We start from the raw sequence: 20,215 nt of genomic DNA, 5'->3' as shown, positions 1-20,215 counted from the left end.
CCGACAATATGCGCACACTTGATCTGCTAACAGCCATTCAAATCGCCAACAGCGCGATCCGGATCGCTCAAGAAACCGGAATCAAACCCTTGGCCGCCGTCGTGCTGGATTCGGCGGGTCATCCACTGGCGGTTTTGCGCGATGAACAGGCCAGTTTTCTTCGTCCGCAAATCGCTACCGGCAAAGCACGCGGCTGCCTCGGAATGGGCTTCGGTGGGAGGGAACTCGCACGGCGTGCACAAGCCATGCCGGCGTTCTTCGATGCGATCAACAGCCTGACCGGTGGCGAAGTTATTCCAGTGGCGGGCGGTGTGCTGATTCGCAATGCCGAGGGATTGATTCTGGGTGCCATCGGCATCAGCGGCGACACCTCGGACAATGATGAGCGTTGCGCTGTACAGGCCATCGACCAGGCCGGACTGGTGGCCGATACCGGGGATCAACTGGCGAGTTGATCCAGCAACGCGGCCTGCTCCAGTAACAGGCCGCGAAACCACATCATCGCCGGGTCGCGCTCCTGATACGGGTGCCATTGCAACACCTGCACGGCGTCCGGAAAGGCCAGCGGTGCCGGGTGAATGCGCAGCGGATAACGCTGGGCAAAACGCTGCGCTTGCCGACGAAACACGGTGGCGATTCGCGCGGTGCCCACAATGAATTCCGGCATCAGCGCGAAGCTTTCGAGGGCCACCGCCACCCGCCGATGCACGCCCAACTCATGCAGGTGCATGGCATCCATCGCCAGGTTGCGACCGTCGGCAAACTCGCGGACCACATGCTCGGCTGCGCAGTAGTGGGTCAGGCTCAAACCCGCGGCGTACTCCGGTTGCTGTGCGCAAACGATGCAACACAACAGGTCGCTCATCAAAGGCACATGGGGGTAAGCAGGGTTCAACCTGCGTTGCGGCACGATCACACAATCACTGCGGCGATAGTCGAGCGCTTCGCTGACCACATCACCGTCGCGAGGCACCGGCAAATCCCGCAGGCTCAAACGCACACCCGGCGCGACGCGCGCCAACTCAAGGCTGACCGCAGGCAAAAGCACCCCGGCCACGTAGTCGGACGCCACCAAAGTGAATTGTCGAGAACAACTGGCCGGGTCGAAATTCACCGGTGCATCGACAATCTCCCGCGTCAGCGCGAGCGCTTCATGCACCTTGGGCGCAAGCTCCAGCCCCAACGCAGTGGGCTCCAGACGCCGGCCGACCTGCACCAGCAACGGGTCATTGAAATGCTCACGCAAACGCCCGAGCGCCGAACTGGTCGCCGACTGGCCCAGACACAAACGTTCCGCCGCCCTGCTGACGCTGCATTCAGTCAACAAGGCATCCAGGGCCACCAGCAGGTTCAGGTCGAGACGTCGATACCGCATGCCATTTCCGTTGATCAAGGCAAGGACGCCAATCTAAGGGGCCGTGTATCAGTCATACCAATCGCATACCTCGTTAGCTGATATCGCGATTGACGATACTTGGTCGGTAAATGTGTGCAGTGACGCTGTCATGAATAGTCAATTAACTGTCGTCAAATGCGAAGCGCTCCCGCATCGGGGCCTTTTAAATGGAGGTACTAAAAAGTCTCTGGCAATTGAGTCGACGGATCCCACCGCGGCCCCTTAGTCAAGAGTTGCCTGGTACGCCAGGCAGGAGAATAACAATATGAAATCCGTGAAAAGTTTGCTGGCCGCCATCCCCCTCATGGCGCTGGCCATCGATGCGCAAGCCTATGTATCGAGTCAGGAAGCCGCCCGGCTGAGCACCGTCCTGACGGGGGTGGGTGCAGAGAAGGCCGGTAATGCCGATGGCTCCATTCCACCCTATAGCGGTGGCCTGACTACTGCCCCCTCCAGTTTCAAGACCGGCGACAGCATGCGCCCCGACCCCTTTGCGCACGAAAAGCCGTTGCTGTCGATCACTGGCAAGAACGTCGATGCGTACAAAAACATGTTGAGCGCTACCACCGTAGCGTTGGCCCGGCGTTACCCCGGTTTTCGCGTCGACGTGTATCCGACCCACCGCACAGCATCTCTGCCACAGGCGGTACTGGACAACAGCCGCAAGAATGCCACCAACGCCAGGGCCATCAATGGCGGGATCGCCATCGACAACGTGATGCCAGGGGTGCCATTCCCGATCCCGCAGTCAGGTGCCGAGGCGATGTGGAACTTCCTGCTGCGCTACCAGGGCGTCAACATCCATTCCAAGTACGATTCCTGGAGCGTCGACACGGCGGGCGTACCGAGCCTGGCGGTCACCGGCGAGGCATTCATCTCGTTCCCGATCTACGAGAACATGTCGAAGCCGTTCAACAGCTCGGACATTTATTATCAGTTGAAGCTGTCCTATACCGGACCCGCGCGCCGAGCCGGCGAGTCGATCATGCTCAAGAACGCCACCAATGCCACGGAGTTTCCTGGCCGTGCCTGGCAGTACATGCCGGCCCAGCGCCGCGTCAAACAGATTTCGATCCTGGCCTACGACACCCCCAACCCCGGCACCGCCCGAGCACTGGAGCTGTATGACTGGACGTTGGTCGGCAAGCAGGAAATGATCGTTCCCTACAACACCTACAAGCTCACCTACGCCCGCGAAGCAAAATCTCTGACCACTCCTGATTTCATTTCCCCGGATTTCGTACGCTGGGAAAAACACCGGGTCTACGTCGTCGAAGGCAACCTCAAACCCGGTGCAAAGCACATCTACCAGAAGCGCCGCTTTTACCTCGATGAAGATACCTGGGCCGCAGTGGCGTCCGATCAGTACGACACCCGTGGCCAGCTGTATCGTGGTTCCTTCGCTTTCTTCAGCCAGAGCTATGACCAGCAAGTCCCGGACGCCACACCGTTCATGACTTACGACCTGTCGAAACGTACCTACAACATCAATGGTGTGGTCGGCCCCCATGGCGGCATCCGCTATATCGAGCCGCTATCGACGGCGCAGTGGGTGCCGGAGTCCATGGCGGGCACCGGTATTCGCTAGTTTGAGATGCATCAGGGCCCGACATCCGGGCCCTGATGCTCAGTCCTGCCGCAAGGCGCCATCGAACGCTGGCGTCAACCCCGACAATTCCAGCTTGCGGACAAAAGCGCCGATACGTTGCTGCTTGTAGGCGTCCACGTCCAGGTCTCGGTAATCGTAGAAACCCTGACCATCGCGCAAGCCATTGCGAGCGTTTTGCATGTTGTCGGCAATCACCTGCGGCGACTCGAAACGCGGCGACAGCGCGACACTCAGGTAACGCGAGGCATAGTAGAGAATGTCGCCTCCACCCCAGTCGATAAACTCAAGCAGCCCCAGCACCGAGAAGCGCAAACCAAAACCGACGCGCACCGCCGTGTCGATGTCTTCAGCGCTGGCCACGCCCTCTTCCACCATCCGTGCGGCTTCGTTCATCGCCAGTGCCTGGATGCGCGGCACGATATAGCCAGCCACCGGATTGCAAACCACCGGCACTTTGCCAATTCGTTTTAGCAGTTGCAGCAAGCGCTCGACCACCTGCGGGCAGGTCGATTCGCTGCGGCTGACTTCCACCAACGGCATCAGGTGCGCCGGATTCAGCCAATGCGCGTTTACGAAACGTTGCGGCTCGCTGACCATTTCGCTCAGCTCGGTGACCAAAAAGGTCGAAGTGGTCGACGCGATGATGGTCGACGCGGGGACCTGCTCGCTGACCCAGGCAAAGGTCTCCTGCTTGACCGCGATGACTTCCGGCACGGCTTCGAACACGAGGTCGCTCAGACGCAATGCCTCCGCCGCCTGGGACCGGGAATGCAGTGCCAACCGGGATAGTGCGATGTCCGCCTGTTCCGGCTCAAGCATGCCGAGGCGTACCAACATCTGTAGCTCGCCGCGGATGTTGTTGCGCACACGCTCGAAGTAGCTGTGCCGCTCCTCCTCGGCGCGATCCTTGATATCGATGAGGGTGACCGGCAGGCCTGCGTGAATGAATGCCAGGGCAATGCCCTCGCCCATCCGGCCGGCGCCGACCACGCTGACTTGCGGCAGCGCGGCGCTCATCAGTTGCAACCCTTGGTCAGTAGTTCGGTCATCTGTGCTCGACTCAACTTGGCCAGGCCGAGATTTTCCAGGGTACGGCCCTCGGCGTAGAGATCACGCCCGGCGACGACCGAGGCAATGCTCAGCAGGCCCTGGGCAACCGGGGTCGACACACCGGCCCAACGGCCGACGGACACCAGGAAGGACAAGCCCAGGCGTGTGTCTTCGAGCATGTAGCGATGCTTTTGCAGGTCGATGTCTTCGCGCCAGTCGCCGCTGTCGGTGAGCTTGCCATGGGCACCGCGACCGTACATCCACTCCTCGCCTTCGCTGCTGTTGTAGTGGTCGGCCAGGGGGAAATGCGGTGCGCCATAGGTCAGTGTTTCTCGCACGGTCATGCGCTCGGCATCCAACTGGTTGGTGACGCGGCGGATCGACGGCTGGGTGCCTTCGTTGTGAATGTCCCAGGCCTCGAAATGCTCCAGGGGACCGGCGTTCATCATGATCAGCGGCGGATGGATGATGGGACCTGCGTTCATCAGCGCACCGCTCAGGGCGTCTTCAATCGGTTCGACGCTCGGATAGGCTTCGCGCAACACCGAGAAAGCGTGCTCGGACAAGTTGCTCGGAAACACGCCGGTCGGCAGGCGCGTGGCGTAGCAACTGATCACCAAATCGCTGGCGCCATGCTTGCGCACCAGGTACGGCAGCGTACCGGTTTCAGCAAAGGCGACTTTGCTCTGGTTGCCTGCGTCGGCCATGGCTTTGGCGAACACGTAGCTGCCGAACGTGCCCGGTGGCAGGAACACCACCTGACCGTCACGCAGGTGCGGCGCCACGTGTTTGGCCAGGTCTTCATGGGAAGTGGACGGCAGCGGGATGATGACCAGTTGCGCGTCGCCCAGGGCTTCGGCCAGGTCGTCGGTCAGCGATAGCTTGTCGCCCTGCTTTCCGACCGACAACTGGCGAGTGCCTTGGTAGTCCTTGATGGTCAGGCTGCCGATGGCAAGCAGTTCTTTGAGCGCGGCGCAGTCGCGACGCCACAGGCGAGTTTGATGCCCCTTTTCAGCCATTTCGACAGCCGCGGCATAACAGCCGTGTCCACCACCCAGCACGGTTATATTCATCGAGTCACTCCTCTTGTCAGTGACTCGATGCTATCGAGCTGCACCGCCGCCGACTTACCCGATTGCGCAGCCGACTGACGGATTGCGCAGCAGCCTCAATGCTTCTGTCGGCGCAGCGTGTCCGACGGCAAGCAGCCATAACGCTGCCGATAGGCGCTGGAAAAATGCCCGAAGCTGTTGATGCCATGACGCAACAGGATATCGGTGACAGTTTCACCCTCCTTGCCCTGCTTCAGCGACTCGTGGATCATCGCCAGGCGGCGGTCACGGATGTACTCGACCGGCGCTTGCTGGAGAAACTGCTTGAAGCCGTTCTGCAAGGTGCGCACCGAAACGCCAGACAATTCACTCAGGGTCGCCAGGCTGATCGTCTCGTCGAGATGCTCCTCGATGTAGTCACGGGCCTTTTTCACGTGGTGCGGCAGCGGCGCGCGCGCGTCGATCAAAAGATCCGCCGAGTAATTGTGCGGCAACTGGGTGAGCAGCAGCTGCATCAGGTATTCGGACAAGCCGCTGGCGATGCGCGAACCGTCCACGCCATCGCCGTAAAGCCGGCAGATGTAATCCAGGGTGTGATAGAGGCTGACGACGCCGGCGCCCAAGTGATCGACGGTGACATCGAAGATCACCGACTGCCGCAGGCTGCGGCCGAGCAAGCGTTGCAGTTGCGTCTCCAGGGCATCGCGGTCGATACGCAGGATCAGGTTGCGGCACTCGCCATCGGTGACGATGCGGCTAGTCGCGAATGGCGAGGAAACGCTCAGGTAGCCCGACTGCATCGCCGCGCTGCGCCGTCCATGGGCCACCTCGCAGTGTCCCTGCAAGGTGATGCGGAACAGGTATTGATCGGCAATGTCGCCGATGTTGATCTCCACCGGCGCGCCATAACGCAAGTCGAGCAGCGCCGAATCGCCGAAGAATACGCCGTTGAGACGGGTGTAAATCGGCTCGTCACGCAGGACGTTGAAACTGTGCGGGCACAGGTAATGGCTGACCTTGTCCTTGATCTCGCGGTAATCGGCCGAGCTGAACAAGCTATGCCGTTCCAGCAGGTGTACATCATTCAACATCAGAGGCTCTCCTGACCTGAAGCGCAACGGCCCCGCTGCGTGCAAACGGAGCGAGGCCGAAATACCGACAGAGGACTGTTTATGTCACACCTGGGTCGGATACTCACGGGCATAGCTTTCGCGGAAACGACGGCACCCACGCCACAGCAGAAGCACCGTCAACACCGACGCACCCACGATCACCAGCGACATCGACGAACCCACAGCTGCCGGCGAACCGAAGTAGCGGTCGGTCAACAGCGCCACCAGCGTGGTGCCCAGGCCCAACCCCAGCAGATTGCTGATCAACAAGAACACGGCCGAAACCTGCGCACGCACCTGATTCGGCGCGAGAATCTGCATCGCCGCCGTGGACGCTGGCATCGGGAACGAGGCGAAGAACATCGCCGGCACCAACAACGTCACCGACAACCACAGTTGATCGACTTGAGGGAACATCACGGCCGGTATTGCCATGCCAAGGGCGCCGATCACGCCGGTGCGCATCGCGGCATCCTGATGACCTTTCTTGGCCAGATAATCGGTGAGCCATCCACCGAACAGCACCCCGGCGGTGTTGGCCAGCAACAGCACGGTGCCGAGCATGTAACCCGCCTCCATCGGCGACAGGCCGAACTTGCGGATGTACAGCGCCGGACTCCAGCTCATCATGCAGAAAAGCACCATGGCGTAGAACGAAAAGCCCAGGTAGTGGCAGGCGAAAGTGGCACGGTGACGGCCGAGGAAACGCAAGCCATCGCTCAGCGCGACCTTCTTCGCCCGGCCCTGCGCGTCAACCTGCAAGCCTTTGCGCGCCGGGTCACGCACGGTGAGCCAGATCAGCAGACCGACCACGATGCCGGGCAGGCCGACTATGAAAAACGCCAGTTGCCAGGCTTTCATTGCGCCGAGAAAGGCGACCTCAATGGTGTGCATGTCCTTGAGCATGGCGATCACGTAACCGCCCACCAGGAAGGCCAGGCCACCACCTACGAACGAGCCGATCGAGTAGATGCCCACGGCGCGGCCAAGTTTCTCCTTGGGGAACATATCGCTGAACATCGAGTAGGCCGAGGGCGACAGGGCCGCTTCGCCGACACCGACGCCAATGCGCGCGAGGAACATGTGCAGGAAGTTCTTGCTCAGGCCGCAGGCTGCCGTCGCCAGGCTCCAGAACACCACCCCTACGGCGATGATCTTCGGTCGCGAGAAGCGATCAGCCAGATAGGCGATGGGCATGCCCATGAAGGCGTAGAACAACGAAAACGCCAGCCCGTGCAACAAACTGAACTGGGTGTCGCTGATCTGCAGGTCGGCTTTGATCGGCTCGATCATCAGCGCGAGGATCTGCCGATCCACAAATGAGAAGATGTAGGCGACCATGCACAAGCCGACCACGTACCACTCGTAAATGTAGGTTTTCTTTTTCTGCTGTTGCAGGACCGCGTTATCGACCTGGATATTCACTCGTATTTGCTCCTCTTGGAATCCGCTCATGCGCGCAGCGCGCCGGGTAACGGTGCACGGGACACCGACTGGAAAGTTGCGGGGCAGATGTAAAGGAGAATGGGTTGGAACATGGTCAGGCCTCTTATTGTTATGGTGTAAGCACGCTTACCAGAATTTCCAGGTGTACGTCGTGGCGACACGGAATTCGTTGTAGTCGTAGCCAAACTTCTGTTTCACATCGATGTTGCGCAGGTCCAGCCCGAGGCCTTGCAGCGGTCCACTCTGGACCACGTAGTTGAGCCCCAGATAACGTTCGCTTTCTTCGTTGTCGCTCAGGTTGCCGCCACGGTCCCAGTTGGTGCCCTTGGTGTAGCGGGTGTAGAACTTCAGCCCCGGCATGCCCATCCCGGCAAAGTCATAGCCATAGCGCGCCGACCAGGACTTTTCATCCGGGCGGACAAACCCCAGGGATGACCAGTGCACCAGGTAAGGTTGCGGAATGTAGCCGTTCATGGTCGGGAACACGCTGTCACCGAGCATGCGCTGGTAACTGATGCCAAACATGTGCGCGCCCTTGAACAAACTGAACAAGGCACCGTAGGAGCGGTTGTCGATCTCACCGTTTAACGCTTCGCCGTCTTCATTGTTATTGAAGTAGCGCAAGTCGGTTTTAAGTTTGTAGCCATTGCCCAGGTCAGCCATGTGCATCAGGCCGAAATAGTGCTGCTGATAAATATCGTGCAACACGCCATAGAAATAGCTGGCTTGCAGGTTTTTGCTGATGTCGTAAGTCACGCCACCAAAGTCCAGGCCATCGCTGTCGATATTATCGGTGGAGCCAAACTTATACAGTTTCTCGTGGTTGGAAGACTCTCGTGTCACGGCAGACCAGAAACGGCCACCGGTCAGCGTCAACCCATCGACTTCCTTGGACTCAACCACGGCGCCTTGGTAGATGGTGTCCAGTTGGCGACTGGGGTCATCGAACGCCACCGGCAATTGCGGGCGCAGATCGCCGACTTTCAACTCGGTCTTGCTGTAACGCATCTTGAAGGTTGCACCGGCGCGACTGTAGTCATCGGCGGTCTGTTGATCGCTGACGCTGTACGGCAGCGAACCGTCGTTGCCCGACGAGTCCAGGCGCACGGCGTATTGCGCATCCACATCAAGGCCGATGGCCAGGGCGGTATCGGTGTACCCGGAGGTAAACTGCGCATCGAAACCCTGAGACCAACTGTGCACTTCAGAAACCGGCGCATTGGTATTGGTGTAGTTACGGTGCAAATAGAAGTTACGCGTATCGACCTTGAAGTGACTGTCATCAATAACATCGGCATAGGCTGCCAATGGCGAACAGATCATTCCCAATGCGCTGGCAATACCGAGCCCACGGCAAGATTGCTTTACCTGAAGCATCCAACATCTCCACTCTTATTGTTATGGGGTAAAACGCCACGCGAGCTCAATGGAACAGTCCGCTACGACGACACGCCTCTTGTCTACGCAAGGTATGCGAGTGAACGTCGCGCCGGTATCGAGATGAACAGCATCAGAGAGGGGGAAATCTTCAACCCGGCTAAAGGTTTCCCTTAGTCGACCCGAAGGTGGAACGTGATGCGCTCGCAGAGGAATTGCGAGTTCGCTGTTCGGCGCGGCAGCAGACAAGTGCCCCGGCCGAAGGCAATCAAGCCGAAACGAAACAGCGACCGTTTTCGGTCGCTGTTTTAGTAGGAGAGGTGTAGCTACACGAGATATATGCTTGCGCGTCAGAACGCAGGCACGACATCGCCGTGATAACGCTCAAGGATGAATTTCTTCACTTCAGGCGAATTGAGCAACGCGCCGAGTTTCAGTACGGCAGGGGCGTTTGCCTTGTCGCGACGTACGTACAGGTAATTGGCGTACGGCGACTCCGAGCTTTCGATAAACAGAGCATCCTTGTGAGGCTCCAGTTTTGCTTCCAGTGCGTAGTTGGCATTGATCAATGCGAGGTCAACCTGGTTAAGCACGCGCGGCAGCATCGCCGCTTCCAGTTCCTGGAATTTCAGATGCTTGGGGTTGCTGACGATGTCCAGGCGCGTCGCCATGATGTTGTCGGGATCCTTGAGCGTGATCAGGCCTTGTTTGGCGATCAGCAGCAACGCACGACCGGAGTTGGTCGGGTCGTTGGGGATGGCGATGGTGGCGCCGTCCTTGAGTTCACTGATGGACTTGATCTTCTTCGAATAGGCACCGAAAGGTTCGATGTGCACGGCGACGATGGGCACCTGATCGCTGCTTGGGCGGTCTTTTTTGTACGCCTCGTAATAGGGTTTGCTCTGGAAGTAGTTGGCGTCCAGCAAGCCTTCGTCCGTCTGCCGGTCTGGCTGGATGTAGTCAGAGAAGACTTTGACATCCAGCGTCACCCCTTCCTTGGCCAGCTCAGGCTTGAGGAATTCCAGGATCTCGGCATGGGGCACAGGCACCACCGCGATTTTCAGGGTTTCGGCATAGGCAGAGCCCATGGCGGCGACCAGCAGGGCAACGGAGAGCGCGACGCGTTTCACGATAGTTTTCCTTCGAAGCGTTTCAGGGAGAAAGAGGAAAGATCCAGGTCGGTCGAGCCGCGCATGCACCACTGTGCAAACGCCTCGCCCAGTGCGGCGGAATGCTTGAAGCCGTGACCGGAACAGGCTGACACCACCAGGGTGTGCTGCAACGACGGATGTTCGTCGATGATGAAATGGCGATCCGGCGTCACGGTGTAGGCGCAGACCACCGACTTGACCACCTTCGAGGTAACCCCGGCGATACGGCCATGGACCTGGTGCTCATACATGTCCTGCTCTTCGGCCGCCGAAACTGTGCGATCCATTGTTTGCGGTAATGAAGCAGTGTTGTATTGCGCGGTGGCGATTTTCAGGCTGCCCTCGCCGTGTAATGCGGGAAAGCCGTAGTTGATTTTGTCGTCACCACGACCGTGGGTGAGGATAAATGTCGGTGAGTGCCCAACCAGCCCGGCGCCCTCCTCCAGCTCGAACCAGAACAGCTTCTGCCGGTAGACACTGAGCAAGGTGTCAAACGGCTTGCCGAGCAATTCGCTGCTCCAGTTGCCGGCGCTGATCACCAGCTTTTTGGCAAACAGCGTGCGCAAGTTCGTGGTGACTTCGACACCCTGCTCGTTCGAGCTGATCGCGGTGACGGTCTCGCCTTTGTAAAGAATTGCGCCGTGTTGTTGGGCCAGCTTGAGTTGCACATCGATGCAACGTTCTGGGCGTACAAAACCTCCACCCGGCTCGAAATAGCCGATGGCCGTGTCGTGCACGTTGGCAAATTGGGGGAAGCGCTGGCGAATCTGCTCGGCGGACAAGACTTCGTGCTCGATGCCGTAGGTCTGCGCCAGGCCGATGGTGCGCAAGGTGAAGTCGGTTTTGTCGTTGGGGTCAAACTCGGGACTCGACGTCAAAACCAGCAGGCCGGACTGTTCGAACAGCGACTCCCCCGACAGTTTCTCAAGCTCGCGCCAGATACGGTGGGAGTTGCGCACGATGGGAACGTATTGCGCGCCCTCACCGACCGACAGCCGAGTAATGCGCGTATCGCCGTGGCTGGAACCCTGGTTGTGAGGTGGATGATGGCGGTCAATACCCACGACATTCACCCCCGACTTCGCCAACTGATAAACCGTGGCGGCCCCCATGGCACCCAAGCCCAGCACCACCACATCACACCGCTCGGACATCAACGCTCACCTGTCAAAAAGACGCTAGTTGAATTTGAAAGCGACCAAGAATCAACGACTAAAAGAGCATATACATATTCCCCACCGCGTATTACCGAGCGCTCTGCTGCGGCGATGTATTGGTGGATAGGCGAATATTCAACTCTGATTGTCTGCGCCTCCAATCACGACGCGTTAATTTTCAAACTGTCAGATATGACACAGGCAAGACCGCCACCTTCAAACTATCGCCACTTCCCCGGGGAAAAATCACCATCCTGCGTACTTCGCCCTCTATCGGAACTCGCATTGACATATCGATAAATCTCGATATCCTCAGCTCATGGAATTACTCGAAATATTCAAAGCCCTCTCAAACCCTACACGCCTTGAAATCCTGAAAGGCTTGAAGGACCCCGTAAAGAACTTCCCTGCGCAGGACGAAGGGGACGTTCTCACGGTGGGGGTCTGCGTCAGCAGTATTCAAGAAGGCATCGGGCTGTCGCAGTCAACGGTGTCTGGTTATCTTGCAACCCTGCAACGAGTGGGCTTGGTCGAAGTCAGGCGCATCGGTCAGTGGACCTACTACAAACGCAATGAAGCAACCATCAGTGTTCTTGCTGAGCTCATAGGGAAAGAGCTGTAATTTTTTACCGCACAATATCGAGATATCTCGATATCCCTTTTTGTCGATATGAGGTTTCACAATGAAAGCGATGACACTTAAAGCATTTGGCGGCCCTGACTCGTTCGAATTGCGCGACGTGCCCAAGCCCGTGCCGCGTGCGGGACAAGTCCTGGTGCGAGTCCACGCAACCTCCATCAACCCCTTGGATTATCAGGTTCGACGTGGCGATTATCCCGACCTGGTGCAACTGCCGGCCATCACCGGACACGACGTATCGGGCGTTGTCGAAGAAGTCGGGCCGGGTGTGACGACCTTCGCTCCGGGAGACGAAGTCTGGTACACCCCGCAAATATTTGACGGGCCAGGCAGTTATGCCGAGTACCACGTTGCGGCCGAAAGCATTATCGGGAAGAAGCCGCCATCCCTGAGCCATCTGGAGGCGGCAAGTCTGACCCTGGTTGGCGGGACGGCGTGGGAAGCACTGGTCGTGCGTGCAGCGCTCAGAGTCGGGGAAAGCATTCTTGTGCATGGCGGTGCTGGAGGGGTTGGCCATGTGGCGATCCAGCTGGCAAAAGCCATGGGTGCAAAGGTGTTCACGACCGTGCGCGAGGCAAACTCCGAGTTCGTACGAAGTTTAGGTGCCGACGTGGTCATCGACTACGAAAAGGAGGATTACGTCGACGCCATCATCCGGGAAACGGATGGTCGCGGAGTCGATGTCGTGTTCGACACCATCGGCGGCAACACACTGTCGCGCAGCCCCGACGTGCTCGCACAACTTGGCCGGGTGGTCACGATTGTGGACATTGCACAGCCGCAAAACGTGGTTCAGGCCTGGGGCAAGAACGCGAGTTATCACTTCGTTTTCACAAGGCAGAACCGCGGCAAGCTTGATGAATTGAGGGCGTTGGTAGAGCGCGGCCAGCTGCGCCCACACGTTGGCGCAGTCTATTCGCTTGCCGACATTGCGCTCGCCCATGCCCGGTTGGAGAGTCCCAACAACGGCCTTCAAGGAAAAATTGCGATTGCGGTCGAGCCATCGCTCATCTCGTAAGTGCGTACTTTTAACCGTTTAAGTCATATCGGAGAAACGCCATGATTTATGAGATCGCTCTGCTCCCCGTTCACAAAGAACGCATTGAAACGTTCAGGCTTGCATTTGCCGAAGTCGCCCCTTTGCTTACCCGGGCAAAGGGTTACGGTGGCCACATGCTCGCGCAAGGGACTGAAACCCCCGAGCAATTCAACCTGATCGTGCGCTGGGCTTCACTTGCGGATCACACGCCGGGCTTCGAAGAAAGTGAAGACCATCGGATGTTCATGATGGGCCTGGAGGAATATTTTTCGGAAGAACCGAGGGTCTACCATATCGAAGGGGCCGCTTTTTCTGCGGGCGATCTGATGATTTGAACAGCACCGTTAACAGGGGTAATGCCAGAGCCTCAAGAGGTATGTGGCTCTAAACCATTTAGCCATTGTCGGTTACGTTCAACTGGCCCGCTCCAACGCCGAAAACAGGCTGACGTACTCCAAAGAAAGCTTATGCCGTGGTGCCAAATGGATCATTGGCACCGACGCTTCATGGGACTCACGCATTTTGACCGTGCTGCTCAAATAATCCGGTAACACTGGCAGGCCTTCGGCCACCAACTCGTCGATCAGCATCTGATGCAGGCTGGCACGCGCCACAAACTGGTTGACCACTACGCCCTCCACGATCAACGACTCGTTATGGTCAGCCTGCAACTCGGCCACTTGGGCGATGACGTTGTAGAGCGCATGACGAGAAAAACTGTCGCAATCGAAAGGAATCAACACGCGGTCGGCGGCGATCAGCGCACTGAACGTATAAAAATTCAGGGACGGCGGCGTATCGATATAAATGCGTTCGTAATCTTCGGAAAGCTCTACCAACAAGCGCCGCAGCTTATTGATCTTGAATTTCGACTCAAGCTTTGACTGTAGGTCGGCAAGCTCGTGGCTGGCCGTGACCAGATGCAGATTGGCATAGCGGGTATCGGTAATGGCCACTCGATTCTTTTTACTGGCCGGTCCGCTGGATAAGGTTTGCTTGAAGAAATCGGCGATCCCCATGGGGATGTCATCGCCTGTCAGCCCGGTCAGGTAATGAGTCGAATTCGCCTGAGGATCGAGATCCACCAAAAGCGTCCTGTAGCCTTCGGCAGCACTGACAGCAGCCAGATTGCAGGCGATGCTCGATTTGCCAACGCCACCTTTTTGATTGAACACGACTCGACGCATGAGAGAGGTCACCTGAAAAAAACCTCCCTCGATCATAGGAATGAAACATTTCAGTAATATTTCTGCGCGACAATTTTGTTTCATTTTTAAGACAGCACACACCTCCGACTGCTTGACTCGATCAGCCGTGAGCCAGAGGTGTGTACCGCAAACAAGGAAGTCAACGATGCGCTGCTCGCCGGATGAAATACGCCACCAGATCCTGGACGCCGAACCCGTGTTGAAAAGGCTCGATATCGAGATGGAAGGGATTCAGTTTGATCCGCTGGTCCCGTCAAGCGTTTGCGCTGCCTACGCCAAGGTGGATCGGGTGATAGAGCATCTGCTGGCGCCGTTCAAGGCAAACCCCATCCTCGGGCCATTAACGACGCAGCTGAAGTCCCAATACTTTGATGGTATTCGAGCGAAGGTAGCGCACGCCCGGAACGGGAATCGCTTAGCTGCGCCGGTCCCAAAATAGAGATACGGCACAGCTTTCGGTTCACGACTCACCGACAGCAAGTCTCACTCTGTGACAGTCAGATGGTTGAAGTTTCTGACCGCTTGATGAGCGCACATCAAGCGGCATCAGAGGCTGACCGAACTCGTTATCCAACAGCACGGAACGGGGCTCTTGCGGCTTGAACAGGAACCGCTCCCCCCACTGCCTCAGGCTAACCACAACCGGAAAAATCTCCCGGCCTTTTTCCGTAAGCGCGTACTCCTTGTAAGCACTGCCATCTGACGCCGGTCGAACATCGAATATCCCGATTTCAACCAGCGTTTTCAGTCGCGATGCCAGAATATTCTTGGCCACGCCCAGGCTCTTTTGAAATTCGCTGAATCGGCGAATGCCGTCGAACGCATCGCGAATGATCATCAGCGACCATCGATCGCCGATTGCCTCCAGTGTTCTGGCAACCGGGCATTCGCTGTTTTGCGGTGGAGCGTCTTCGAGCATTTTTCTGACCTTCCGAAAGGTGGATTCGCCGAGGCTGTTTGGCAGACTGACGGAATGTGGTTGCAATTTGAAACCTGAATCAGCAACAATCGAAACTAGTTTTCAATTGAAACCAGTTTAGCGCCATGGAGGCGTACATGACAGCAGATACCGACTCGGTCACCCAGGGATTCGCCAAGTCTGAACGATCCCCCGGCCTTTCTCCGTCGCTCGCTTTCCTGTTTTCTGTCACCTGCGCGCTTGCAGTAGGCAACGTTTACTTCGCACAACCGTTACTCGATTCAATGGCTCAGAGCCTGAATGTGGCGTCATCGATGATCGGGATTGTGGTCACGGCCACTCAGGTGGGTTACGCGCTGGGATTGCTGTTCATCGTCCCACTGGGCGATCTGGTCAACCGTAAGCGCCTGATTCTGACTCAAGTGCTGCTGTCCGCCATTGCGCTGGCGGCTGTTGGTGCAGCACAACAGTGGCTGGCCCTGTTGGGAGCCATGATCGTAATGGGTTTGCTGGCAGTGGTCGTTCAAGTCCTTGTGGCATACGCCGCCGCGCTGGCGACACCTTCACAGCGTGGGCATGCAGTCGGGACGGTAACCAGTGGAATTGTCCTGGGCATTCTTCTTGCGCGGTTTACTTCTGGCCTGATTGCGGACATCGCGGGCTGGCGCGCCGTTTATTTTGTGTCCGCCGGATTGATGCTGACCCTCGCGACGGTGCTTTGGAAAGTGGTGCCCGCCGCAGCGCCATCCAGGCATCAGGATTCTTACCTGGCGCTTATCCGTTCGCTCTTCAGGCTGTTTGTGAGCGAACCGGTTCTACGAATCAGGGGTCTGTTGGCCCTGCTGATCTTCGCCGCTTTTTCCGTGCTATGGACATCCATGGTCCTGCCGTTAAGCGCCCCGCCGCTGTCGCTTTCACACACCGCAATCGGCTTGTTTGGACTGGCGGGCGTAGCCGGTGCCCTGGCTGCCAGAAGCGCTGGACGCTGGGCCGACCAAGGCCTGGGGCAACGAGTGAGTGGTATTTCGCTGGGGATTCTGACGCTGTCCTGGCTGCCCATCACGTTTGCCGAGACGTCCCTGCTAGCGCTGGTTTGCGGCGTTATCTTGCTCGACTTCGCGGTGCAAGCCGTACACGTTACCAACCAGAGCCTGATTTTCTCGGCACGGCCGGATGCCCAAAGTCGCATGGTCGGTGCTTATATGTGTTTCTACTCGGTCGGTAGCGCGCTGGGAGCCGCCGCCGCGACCCAGGTTTTTGCGTTATGGGGCTGGATGGCGGTGTGCCTGCTGGGCGCTTCGATCAGCGCTACTGCCTGGGTTCTGTGGTTTCTCACAATTCATCGCAAATGCAGGCCGGTGGCGGTTGGGTGACCGAGGCCGACAAGCTGACGATCACTTCAGCGCCTGAATAACCGACAACCCCAGCAAGCAAACTTATTGGCTACTACACAATAGCGGGATATTCATCGCTGCTGTCTGGCCAGGCGGTCAGTACCTGAAAGCCATCTTCCGTGACCGCCACCATATGCTCCCACTGGGCCGAAAGGGACTGATCCTTGGTCACCACGGTCCAGCCGTCATCCAGGGTTTTCACATGGCGCTTGCCCAGGTTAAGCATCGGCTCGATGGTGAAAATCATGCCGGCTTTCAGCTTCAGTCCCTGGCCTGGAAAGCCGTAATGGAGGATCTGAGGCTCATCGTGGTACACCTTGCCGATGCCGTGACCGCAATACTCGCGTACGACACTGTATCCAGCATCTTCGGCGACCTTCTGAATGGCATGGCCAATGTCGCCCAGCGTCGCGCCCGGGCGGACCATGCGGATGCCGGCGCACATGGCTTCATAGGTCGTCTTGACCAGGCGTCGAGCGTCCGGCGCAGGTTCGCCAACGAAGTACATGCGGCTTGTGTCACCAAACCAACCATCCTTGATGACCGCGATGTCGATGTTCAGGATGTCGCCATCCTTCAACACCCTGTTCGAAGGGATGCCATGGCACACCACCTCGTTGACGGATGCGCACACGGTTTTCGGGAAGCCGTGGTAGCCGACATTGCCCGGAATGGCTTTCTGCACATTGACGATGTAGTCGTGGCAGATCCGATCGAGTTCATTGGTGGTGACCCCCGCTTTCACATGGGGAGTGATCATGGCCAGCACCTCGGCGGCCAGCGTGGCGGCCGTGCGCGATTTGGCTATGTCTGCCGGGGTGTTGAGGGTGATATTCGCCTTCATTGCTTGGCTCCAGACGTTGCATGAACCTGGGAGCCGTGCGAAACATCCGCGAGCGCGCAGAGCTGTTTTACATCGAGACCGCCCGCCAGTTCGGCACGAATCAGCAGTCGGCTGATGTCGCTATGATCGAGGTTTGGATGCAACTCCGCGAGCATGCCGATGCGCATCCAGTGCTCGGCCTGCGCGTTGATCGAGCGACTCAGCGCGTCGCTGGCGACGCGCAAGTTCTCGTGCATGTCTTCTGAAATTTTTACGATGCCCATAGCCAATCCGATATGAAATGCATATGGATCGTATATTAATCACTTCCAGTACGAGAGCGCAATTTCAGAATGACGGCCGCTCCTTCAACAACTCCGCAATCAACTGCACAGGCTGCATCTTCGCGGACTGGGCGATCTGGTTGAGGGTGTCGCTCGGCGATGTCACCGTAAGCCCTCGCTGGCGCAGTCGTGCAACCAGTTCATCGGGTGTGTTCTTGAACAGGGCTGCGCTGTCGGTCAACGGCGCTTTGGTCACCAGTTGCACCGCGGCAAATGCCGGATTACCACCCTGCTTGCCACCCATACCGGAAACGACAAAAGGCACGGCAACCAATATCGACAGCAACAGCGGCCAGTAAAGCGACTTGCGTTTGATATAGCCCATTAAAGGCCCCCAGTTCTTCCACAAGTGCAACGCAAACGGCACCAACAACACGATGCTGAGCCATTCATGCATGCCATGAAACAGCGCCGGCGCCCAATGGAAGAACAACGCCACGCCAGAAACCAAAGAGACGAGAAAGAAGCCAGTAGTTAGCGGAGTTGCATAGCGATTGATCAGGTTTTTCAAGTAAGGACTTCCATGGCTCTATGGTCTTGGCACCCGCGGGCCAGCAGGCGCGCAGGGTCTATAACAAGGAATGTTATGGGACCGCCATGGTAACGCCGATCTGTGTAAGGGTTTTGTAAGCCAGAGTAAAGTTTGACGTTACATTGCGCCCGGCAACTAATGGGACTAAGCCCTACTTTTCAAAGCGCTCCGTGTTGTGACGATCGCGCTCATAGCGATGCTTGAACGGAAACGCCGGCAACCAGGACTCCCGACGTACAGTCCAGAGTTCATAGGTGGGGGCAAACTGGTCGGGGGCATCCAGAGATCCCAGGTTCACTTCGATTTCGTCGGCGCTGCGGCCAAACACAGACGAACCGCAGCGCGGACAGAAAAACCGCCCCGCGTAGTCCCGGGTTTCGCCATGGATCGTGACCGCGTCCTGAGGAAAAATCGCCGAAGCGTTGAACAGCGCACCATTATGTTTGCGGCAGTCGAGGCAGTGGCAAACGCCTACCCGGTAGGGTTGCCCCGAAGCCTCAAATCGAACCTTGCCGCACAGGCAACCGCCAGTGAATCGGTCCATGCTGCGTCTCCTCTTTTCATCAGGCACCGGTTTGCCCGAGTGACGGAGCGGCGGGATCAAAGCGCCGCCCCATGACCGGTGATGGTGAAAATAGCAGCTGCACGCCCGCCACGCAGCCATGACCCGGTGCGATTAAACGATTTTCAGCGCGTTGAGAATCACCAGCGATTGCTCGGCGAACGCTTGGGCCTGTTCGTTCAGTTCGGCAATGTTTTCTCCGGCGGTCGTCAGGGCTGTATCGCCCTTGAGAATGCCCTCGCCTTGTTCGGCGATGATGCTCCACGCCAGCTGCGCCCATTCAGATGGCTGTTTCTTGCCATGTTTGATCGCAATCAGGAACAACTGCTGGAATCGGCTGACAGGTACGCCACCGCCGGTAACCGGGCTGGCCATGATCTGGATCGTGTTGCCGTACAGCGAGCGTTTACACAGTTGCAGGTTGAGATCATCGCAACGCGCCTGCACCCGGTTCTCGGCCGCTTCGCTCTGACACGGTGCCGCTACGCCCATGCCCACCAGCACGTTGACGGCCTGCTCCAGATCGCCATAAGCCAGCGCAGGCAAGGCACCCATTACCTGACGCAAGGTTTTCGGTGCATAGTCATTGGCCGCCAACGCTTCGAGCACTGGGCCGTATATTTCTACCTGCAATGACGCTTCGCCTGCTGGCCCCTTGACCGTACCCGATACGCTCTCCGCCCTTTGCAGCAGGACAAAACGCGTATTAAGCAAGTGCTCGCGTCGCTCAGTGGCTGACAGTCGGCTGGTGCCGCGTACGTACAGATCCCGGCGGAAGTTCTGGTTGACGAAGTAGTCACGCGCTTGCTCGCGCATGATCGGGTGTTCGATGCCTTGCAGAAAATCCATGCCTTCGGCGCTCAGGTTGAGCGCGTCCACTGCGTCCAGCGGCACGGCCGTCGTCGCGTAGTCGAGCTTGGCATGAACCAGTGCATCGACGACGTCGCTAAAGTACATGCAGTTCCAGTCACGGTTGAAGTATTCATGGGCGATGTATTGCCGATTCTGCCCTTTGATGCTTTGCAGATTGGCGCTCATTCCCGGCGCTGCATGGGCGTATTTGGGATTGGCTGCCAGCAACGCTTCGGAGAAATTCAGCGCTGCCTCGATACGCTCCGCCGGGCGTGCCGATGTCTTGGAGGCAAAGCGGTCATGCAGGCTGAACAGCTGACGCAAGGGTGCCGAAGGCGACCAGCCTGGCAGACATTTGTAGTCGATGTACAGCAGACCGCCTGGCTTGAGGTGTCGGCGGGCGAATTCGACGATCAGTTTTTGATTGTCGCGGCTCACCCAGGTCCAGATGCCATGCAGGCTGATGCTGTCGCACTGCGGCAAATCGTTGCGCGCCAGCAGTTGTTCGGGTAGCCAATGCGCGCCACAAGCAGAAAATCGTGCATCAGGTTT

At 58.0% G+C, this 20,215-nt stretch carries 21 protein-coding genes and 1 pseudogene; 7 read left to right on the top strand and 15 right to left on the bottom strand.

Going from position 1 to position 20,215, the window contains the following annotated elements; all coding sequences use genetic code 11:
• Positions 1–8: 8 nt before the first annotated feature.
• Positions 9–455, top strand: coding sequence for a GlcG/HbpS family heme-binding protein (locus NL64_RS23855; protein WP_034150522.1), 447 nt, complete (start codon positions 9–11; stop codon positions 453–455).
• Here the strand turns inward: NL64_RS23855 and NL64_RS23850 are convergent.
• On the bottom strand, positions 440–1,375 hold the full coding sequence (locus NL64_RS23850) for a LysR family transcriptional regulator (RefSeq protein ID WP_034150521.1): 936 nt from the start codon (positions 1,373–1,375) through the stop codon (positions 440–442). The two genes, NL64_RS23855 and NL64_RS23850, sit on opposite strands and share 16 nt — an antisense overlap.
• 286 nt (positions 1,376–1,661) lie before the next feature.
• On the opposite strand from NL64_RS23850, the gene NL64_RS23845 reads away from it, so the two are divergent.
• Complete coding sequence (locus tag NL64_RS23845) at positions 1,662–2,984, top strand: DUF1329 domain-containing protein (RefSeq protein ID WP_034150520.1); 1,323 nt, start codon at positions 1,662–1,664, stop codon at positions 2,982–2,984.
• Between the two features lie 39 nt (positions 2,985–3,023).
• On the opposite strand, the gene NL64_RS23840 is transcribed toward NL64_RS23845, so the two are convergent.
• The 7 genes from NL64_RS23840 to solA form a co-directional block, all read right to left on the bottom strand.
• Entirely contained in the window at positions 3,024–4,022 is a 999-nt protein-coding gene (locus NL64_RS23840) for a 3-hydroxybutyryl-CoA dehydrogenase (protein WP_034150519.1), read from the bottom strand.
• Positions 4,022–5,128 carry an NAD/NADP-dependent octopine/nopaline dehydrogenase family protein gene (locus NL64_RS23835; protein WP_034150518.1) on the bottom strand — a complete coding sequence of 369 codons (1,107 nt, stop codon included), beginning with the start codon at positions 5,126–5,128 and terminating at the stop codon, positions 4,022–4,024. The genes NL64_RS23840 and NL64_RS23835 overlap by 1 nt, the downstream gene beginning before the upstream one ends.
• 95 nt (positions 5,129–5,223) lie before the next feature.
• Positions 5,224–6,198 carry an AraC family transcriptional regulator gene (locus NL64_RS23830; protein ID WP_034150517.1) on the bottom strand — a complete coding sequence of 325 codons (975 nt, stop codon included), beginning with the start codon at positions 6,196–6,198 and terminating at the stop codon, positions 5,224–5,226.
• Positions 6,199–6,282: 84 nt separating this feature from the next.
• The gene (locus tag NL64_RS23825; RefSeq protein ID WP_034150516.1) at positions 6,283–7,644 is read right to left on the bottom strand and encodes a spinster family MFS transporter; all 1,362 of its coding nucleotides are present in this window, start codon (positions 7,642–7,644) and stop codon (positions 6,283–6,285) included.
• 147 nt (positions 7,645–7,791) lie between these two features.
• Positions 7,792–9,042 (bottom strand): OprD family outer membrane porin, encoded by a 1,251-nt coding sequence (locus tag NL64_RS23820; RefSeq protein WP_034150515.1) that lies wholly within the window; start codon positions 9,040–9,042, stop codon positions 7,792–7,794.
• A 350-nt stretch (positions 9,043–9,392) separates the two neighbouring features.
• A complete protein-coding gene (locus tag NL64_RS23815) occupies positions 9,393–10,172 on the bottom strand; it encodes a MetQ/NlpA family ABC transporter substrate-binding protein (protein ID WP_080758108.1) in 780 nt (259 codons plus the stop codon).
• Positions 10,169–11,347 carry an N-methyl-L-tryptophan oxidase gene (gene solA, locus NL64_RS23810; RefSeq protein ID WP_034150514.1) on the bottom strand — a complete coding sequence of 393 codons (1,179 nt, stop codon included), beginning with the start codon at positions 11,345–11,347 and terminating at the stop codon, positions 10,169–10,171. The genes NL64_RS23815 and solA overlap by 4 nt, the downstream gene beginning before the upstream one ends.
• A gap of 322 nt (positions 11,348–11,669) precedes the next feature.
• Here solA and NL64_RS23805 point away from each other — a divergent pair, with 322 nt between their 5' ends.
• The 3 genes from NL64_RS23805 to NL64_RS23795 all read left to right on the top strand — a co-directional run bounded on the left by NL64_RS23805 (position 11,670) and on the right by NL64_RS23795 (position 13,364).
• Positions 11,670–11,972 carry an ArsR/SmtB family transcription factor gene (locus NL64_RS23805; RefSeq protein ID WP_034150513.1) on the top strand — a complete coding sequence of 101 codons (303 nt, stop codon included), beginning with the start codon at positions 11,670–11,672 and terminating at the stop codon, positions 11,970–11,972.
• 61 nt (positions 11,973–12,033) lie between these two features.
• A complete protein-coding gene (locus NL64_RS23800; RefSeq protein ID WP_034150512.1) occupies positions 12,034–13,008 on the top strand; it encodes a zinc-dependent alcohol dehydrogenase family protein in 975 nt (324 codons plus the stop codon).
• A gap of 41 nt (positions 13,009–13,049) precedes the next feature.
• Positions 13,050–13,364: an antibiotic biosynthesis monooxygenase family protein gene (locus NL64_RS23795; RefSeq protein WP_034150511.1), complete on the top strand. Its 315-nt coding sequence runs from the start codon at positions 13,050–13,052 to the stop codon at positions 13,362–13,364.
• Positions 13,365–13,442: 78 nt separating this feature from the next.
• On the opposite strand, the gene NL64_RS23790 is transcribed toward NL64_RS23795, so the two are convergent.
• Positions 13,443–14,216 (bottom strand): ParA family protein, encoded by a 774-nt coding sequence (locus NL64_RS23790; RefSeq protein ID WP_034150510.1) that lies wholly within the window; start codon positions 14,214–14,216, stop codon positions 13,443–13,445.
• A 166-nt stretch (positions 14,217–14,382) separates the two neighbouring features.
• On the opposite strand from NL64_RS23790, the gene NL64_RS23785 reads away from it, so the two are divergent.
• On the top strand, positions 14,383–14,676 hold the full coding sequence (locus NL64_RS23785; RefSeq protein ID WP_034150509.1) for a hypothetical protein: 294 nt from the start codon (positions 14,383–14,385) through the stop codon (positions 14,674–14,676).
• 21 nt (positions 14,677–14,697) lie between these two features.
• Here the strand turns inward: NL64_RS23785 and NL64_RS23780 are convergent, their stop codons facing one another.
• On the bottom strand, positions 14,698–15,156 hold the full coding sequence (locus NL64_RS23780) for a winged helix-turn-helix transcriptional regulator (RefSeq protein ID WP_034150508.1): 459 nt from the start codon (positions 15,154–15,156) through the stop codon (positions 14,698–14,700).
• Between the two features lie 137 nt (positions 15,157–15,293).
• Between NL64_RS23780 and NL64_RS23775 the strand changes: the two genes are divergently transcribed.
• Complete coding sequence (locus NL64_RS23775; RefSeq protein ID WP_034150507.1) at positions 15,294–16,529, top strand: MFS transporter; 1,236 nt, start codon at positions 15,294–15,296, stop codon at positions 16,527–16,529.
• 73 nt (positions 16,530–16,602) lie between these two features.
• Here the strand turns inward: NL64_RS23775 and map are convergent, their stop codons facing one another.
• The 5 genes and pseudogenes from map to NL64_RS23750 all read right to left on the bottom strand — a co-directional run.
• Positions 16,603–17,394, bottom strand: coding sequence for a type I methionyl aminopeptidase (map, locus tag NL64_RS23770; protein ID WP_034150506.1), 792 nt, complete (start codon positions 17,392–17,394; stop codon positions 16,603–16,605).
• Positions 17,391–17,657, bottom strand: coding sequence for a ParD-like family protein (locus NL64_RS23765; RefSeq protein ID WP_034150505.1), 267 nt, complete (start codon positions 17,655–17,657; stop codon positions 17,391–17,393). Before NL64_RS23765 ends, map begins: the two co-directional genes overlap by 4 nt.
• Before the next feature lie 64 nt (positions 17,658–17,721).
• On the bottom strand, positions 17,722–18,228 hold the full coding sequence (locus NL64_RS23760; RefSeq protein ID WP_034150504.1) for a DUF4405 domain-containing protein: 507 nt from the start codon (positions 18,226–18,228) through the stop codon (positions 17,722–17,724).
• A 172-nt stretch (positions 18,229–18,400) separates the two neighbouring features.
• Positions 18,401–18,793 (bottom strand): GFA family protein, encoded by a 393-nt coding sequence (locus tag NL64_RS23755; RefSeq protein ID WP_034150503.1) that lies wholly within the window; start codon positions 18,791–18,793, stop codon positions 18,401–18,403.
• 132 nt (positions 18,794–18,925) lie between these two features.
• A pseudogene (locus NL64_RS23750) lies at positions 18,926–20,170 on the bottom strand (methyltransferase regulatory domain-containing protein); the annotation flags it as partial.
• Between the last annotated feature and the right edge of the window lie 45 nt (positions 20,171–20,215).

This window comes from Pseudomonas fluorescens, assembly GCF_000802965.1.
GTDB lineage: Bacteria > Pseudomonadota > Gammaproteobacteria > Pseudomonadales > Pseudomonadaceae > Aquipseudomonas > Aquipseudomonas fluorescens_A.
The sequence above is the reverse complement of the archived record's forward strand: the minus strand, read 5'-3'. Positions and strand labels throughout refer to the sequence as shown.

Coding starts and splice junctions, on each gene's coding strand:
- NL64_RS23855 (WP_034150522.1), top strand. CDS start 9: ATGCGCACACTTGATCTGCTAACAGCCATTCAAATCGCCAACAGCGCG.
- NL64_RS23850 (WP_034150521.1), bottom strand. CDS start 1,375: ATGCGGTATCGACGTCTCGACCTGAACCTGCTGGTGGCCCTGGATGCC.
- NL64_RS23845 (WP_034150520.1), top strand. CDS start 1,662: ATGAAATCCGTGAAAAGTTTGCTGGCCGCCATCCCCCTCATGGCGCTG.
- NL64_RS23840 (WP_034150519.1), bottom strand. CDS start 4,022: ATGAGCGCCGCGCTGCCGCAAGTCAGCGTGGTCGGCGCCGGCCGGATG.
- NL64_RS23835 (WP_034150518.1), bottom strand. CDS start 5,128: ATGAATATAACCGTGCTGGGTGGTGGACACGGCTGTTATGCCGCGGCT.
- NL64_RS23830 (WP_034150517.1), bottom strand. CDS start 6,198: ATGTTGAATGATGTACACCTGCTGGAACGGCATAGCTTGTTCAGCTCG.
- NL64_RS23820 (WP_034150515.1), bottom strand. CDS start 9,042: ATGCTTCAGGTAAAGCAATCTTGCCGTGGGCTCGGTATTGCCAGCGCA.
- solA (WP_034150514.1), bottom strand. CDS start 11,347: ATGTCCGAGCGGTGTGATGTGGTGGTGCTGGGCTTGGGTGCCATGGGG.
- NL64_RS23805 (WP_034150513.1), top strand. CDS start 11,670: ATGGAATTACTCGAAATATTCAAAGCCCTCTCAAACCCTACACGCCTT.
- NL64_RS23800 (WP_034150512.1), top strand. CDS start 12,034: ATGAAAGCGATGACACTTAAAGCATTTGGCGGCCCTGACTCGTTCGAA.
- NL64_RS23795 (WP_034150511.1), top strand. CDS start 13,050: ATGATTTATGAGATCGCTCTGCTCCCCGTTCACAAAGAACGCATTGAA.
- NL64_RS23790 (WP_034150510.1), bottom strand. CDS start 14,216: ATGCGTCGAGTCGTGTTCAATCAAAAAGGTGGCGTTGGCAAATCGAGC.
- NL64_RS23785 (WP_034150509.1), top strand. CDS start 14,383: ATGCGCTGCTCGCCGGATGAAATACGCCACCAGATCCTGGACGCCGAA.
- NL64_RS23780 (WP_034150508.1), bottom strand. CDS start 15,156: ATGCTCGAAGACGCTCCACCGCAAAACAGCGAATGCCCGGTTGCCAGA.
- NL64_RS23775 (WP_034150507.1), top strand. CDS start 15,294: ATGACAGCAGATACCGACTCGGTCACCCAGGGATTCGCCAAGTCTGAA.
- map (WP_034150506.1), bottom strand. CDS start 17,394: ATGAAGGCGAATATCACCCTCAACACCCCGGCAGACATAGCCAAATCG.
- NL64_RS23765 (WP_034150505.1), bottom strand. CDS start 17,657: ATGGGCATCGTAAAAATTTCAGAAGACATGCACGAGAACTTGCGCGTC.
- NL64_RS23755 (WP_034150503.1), bottom strand. CDS start 18,793: ATGGACCGATTCACTGGCGGTTGCCTGTGCGGCAAGGTTCGATTTGAG.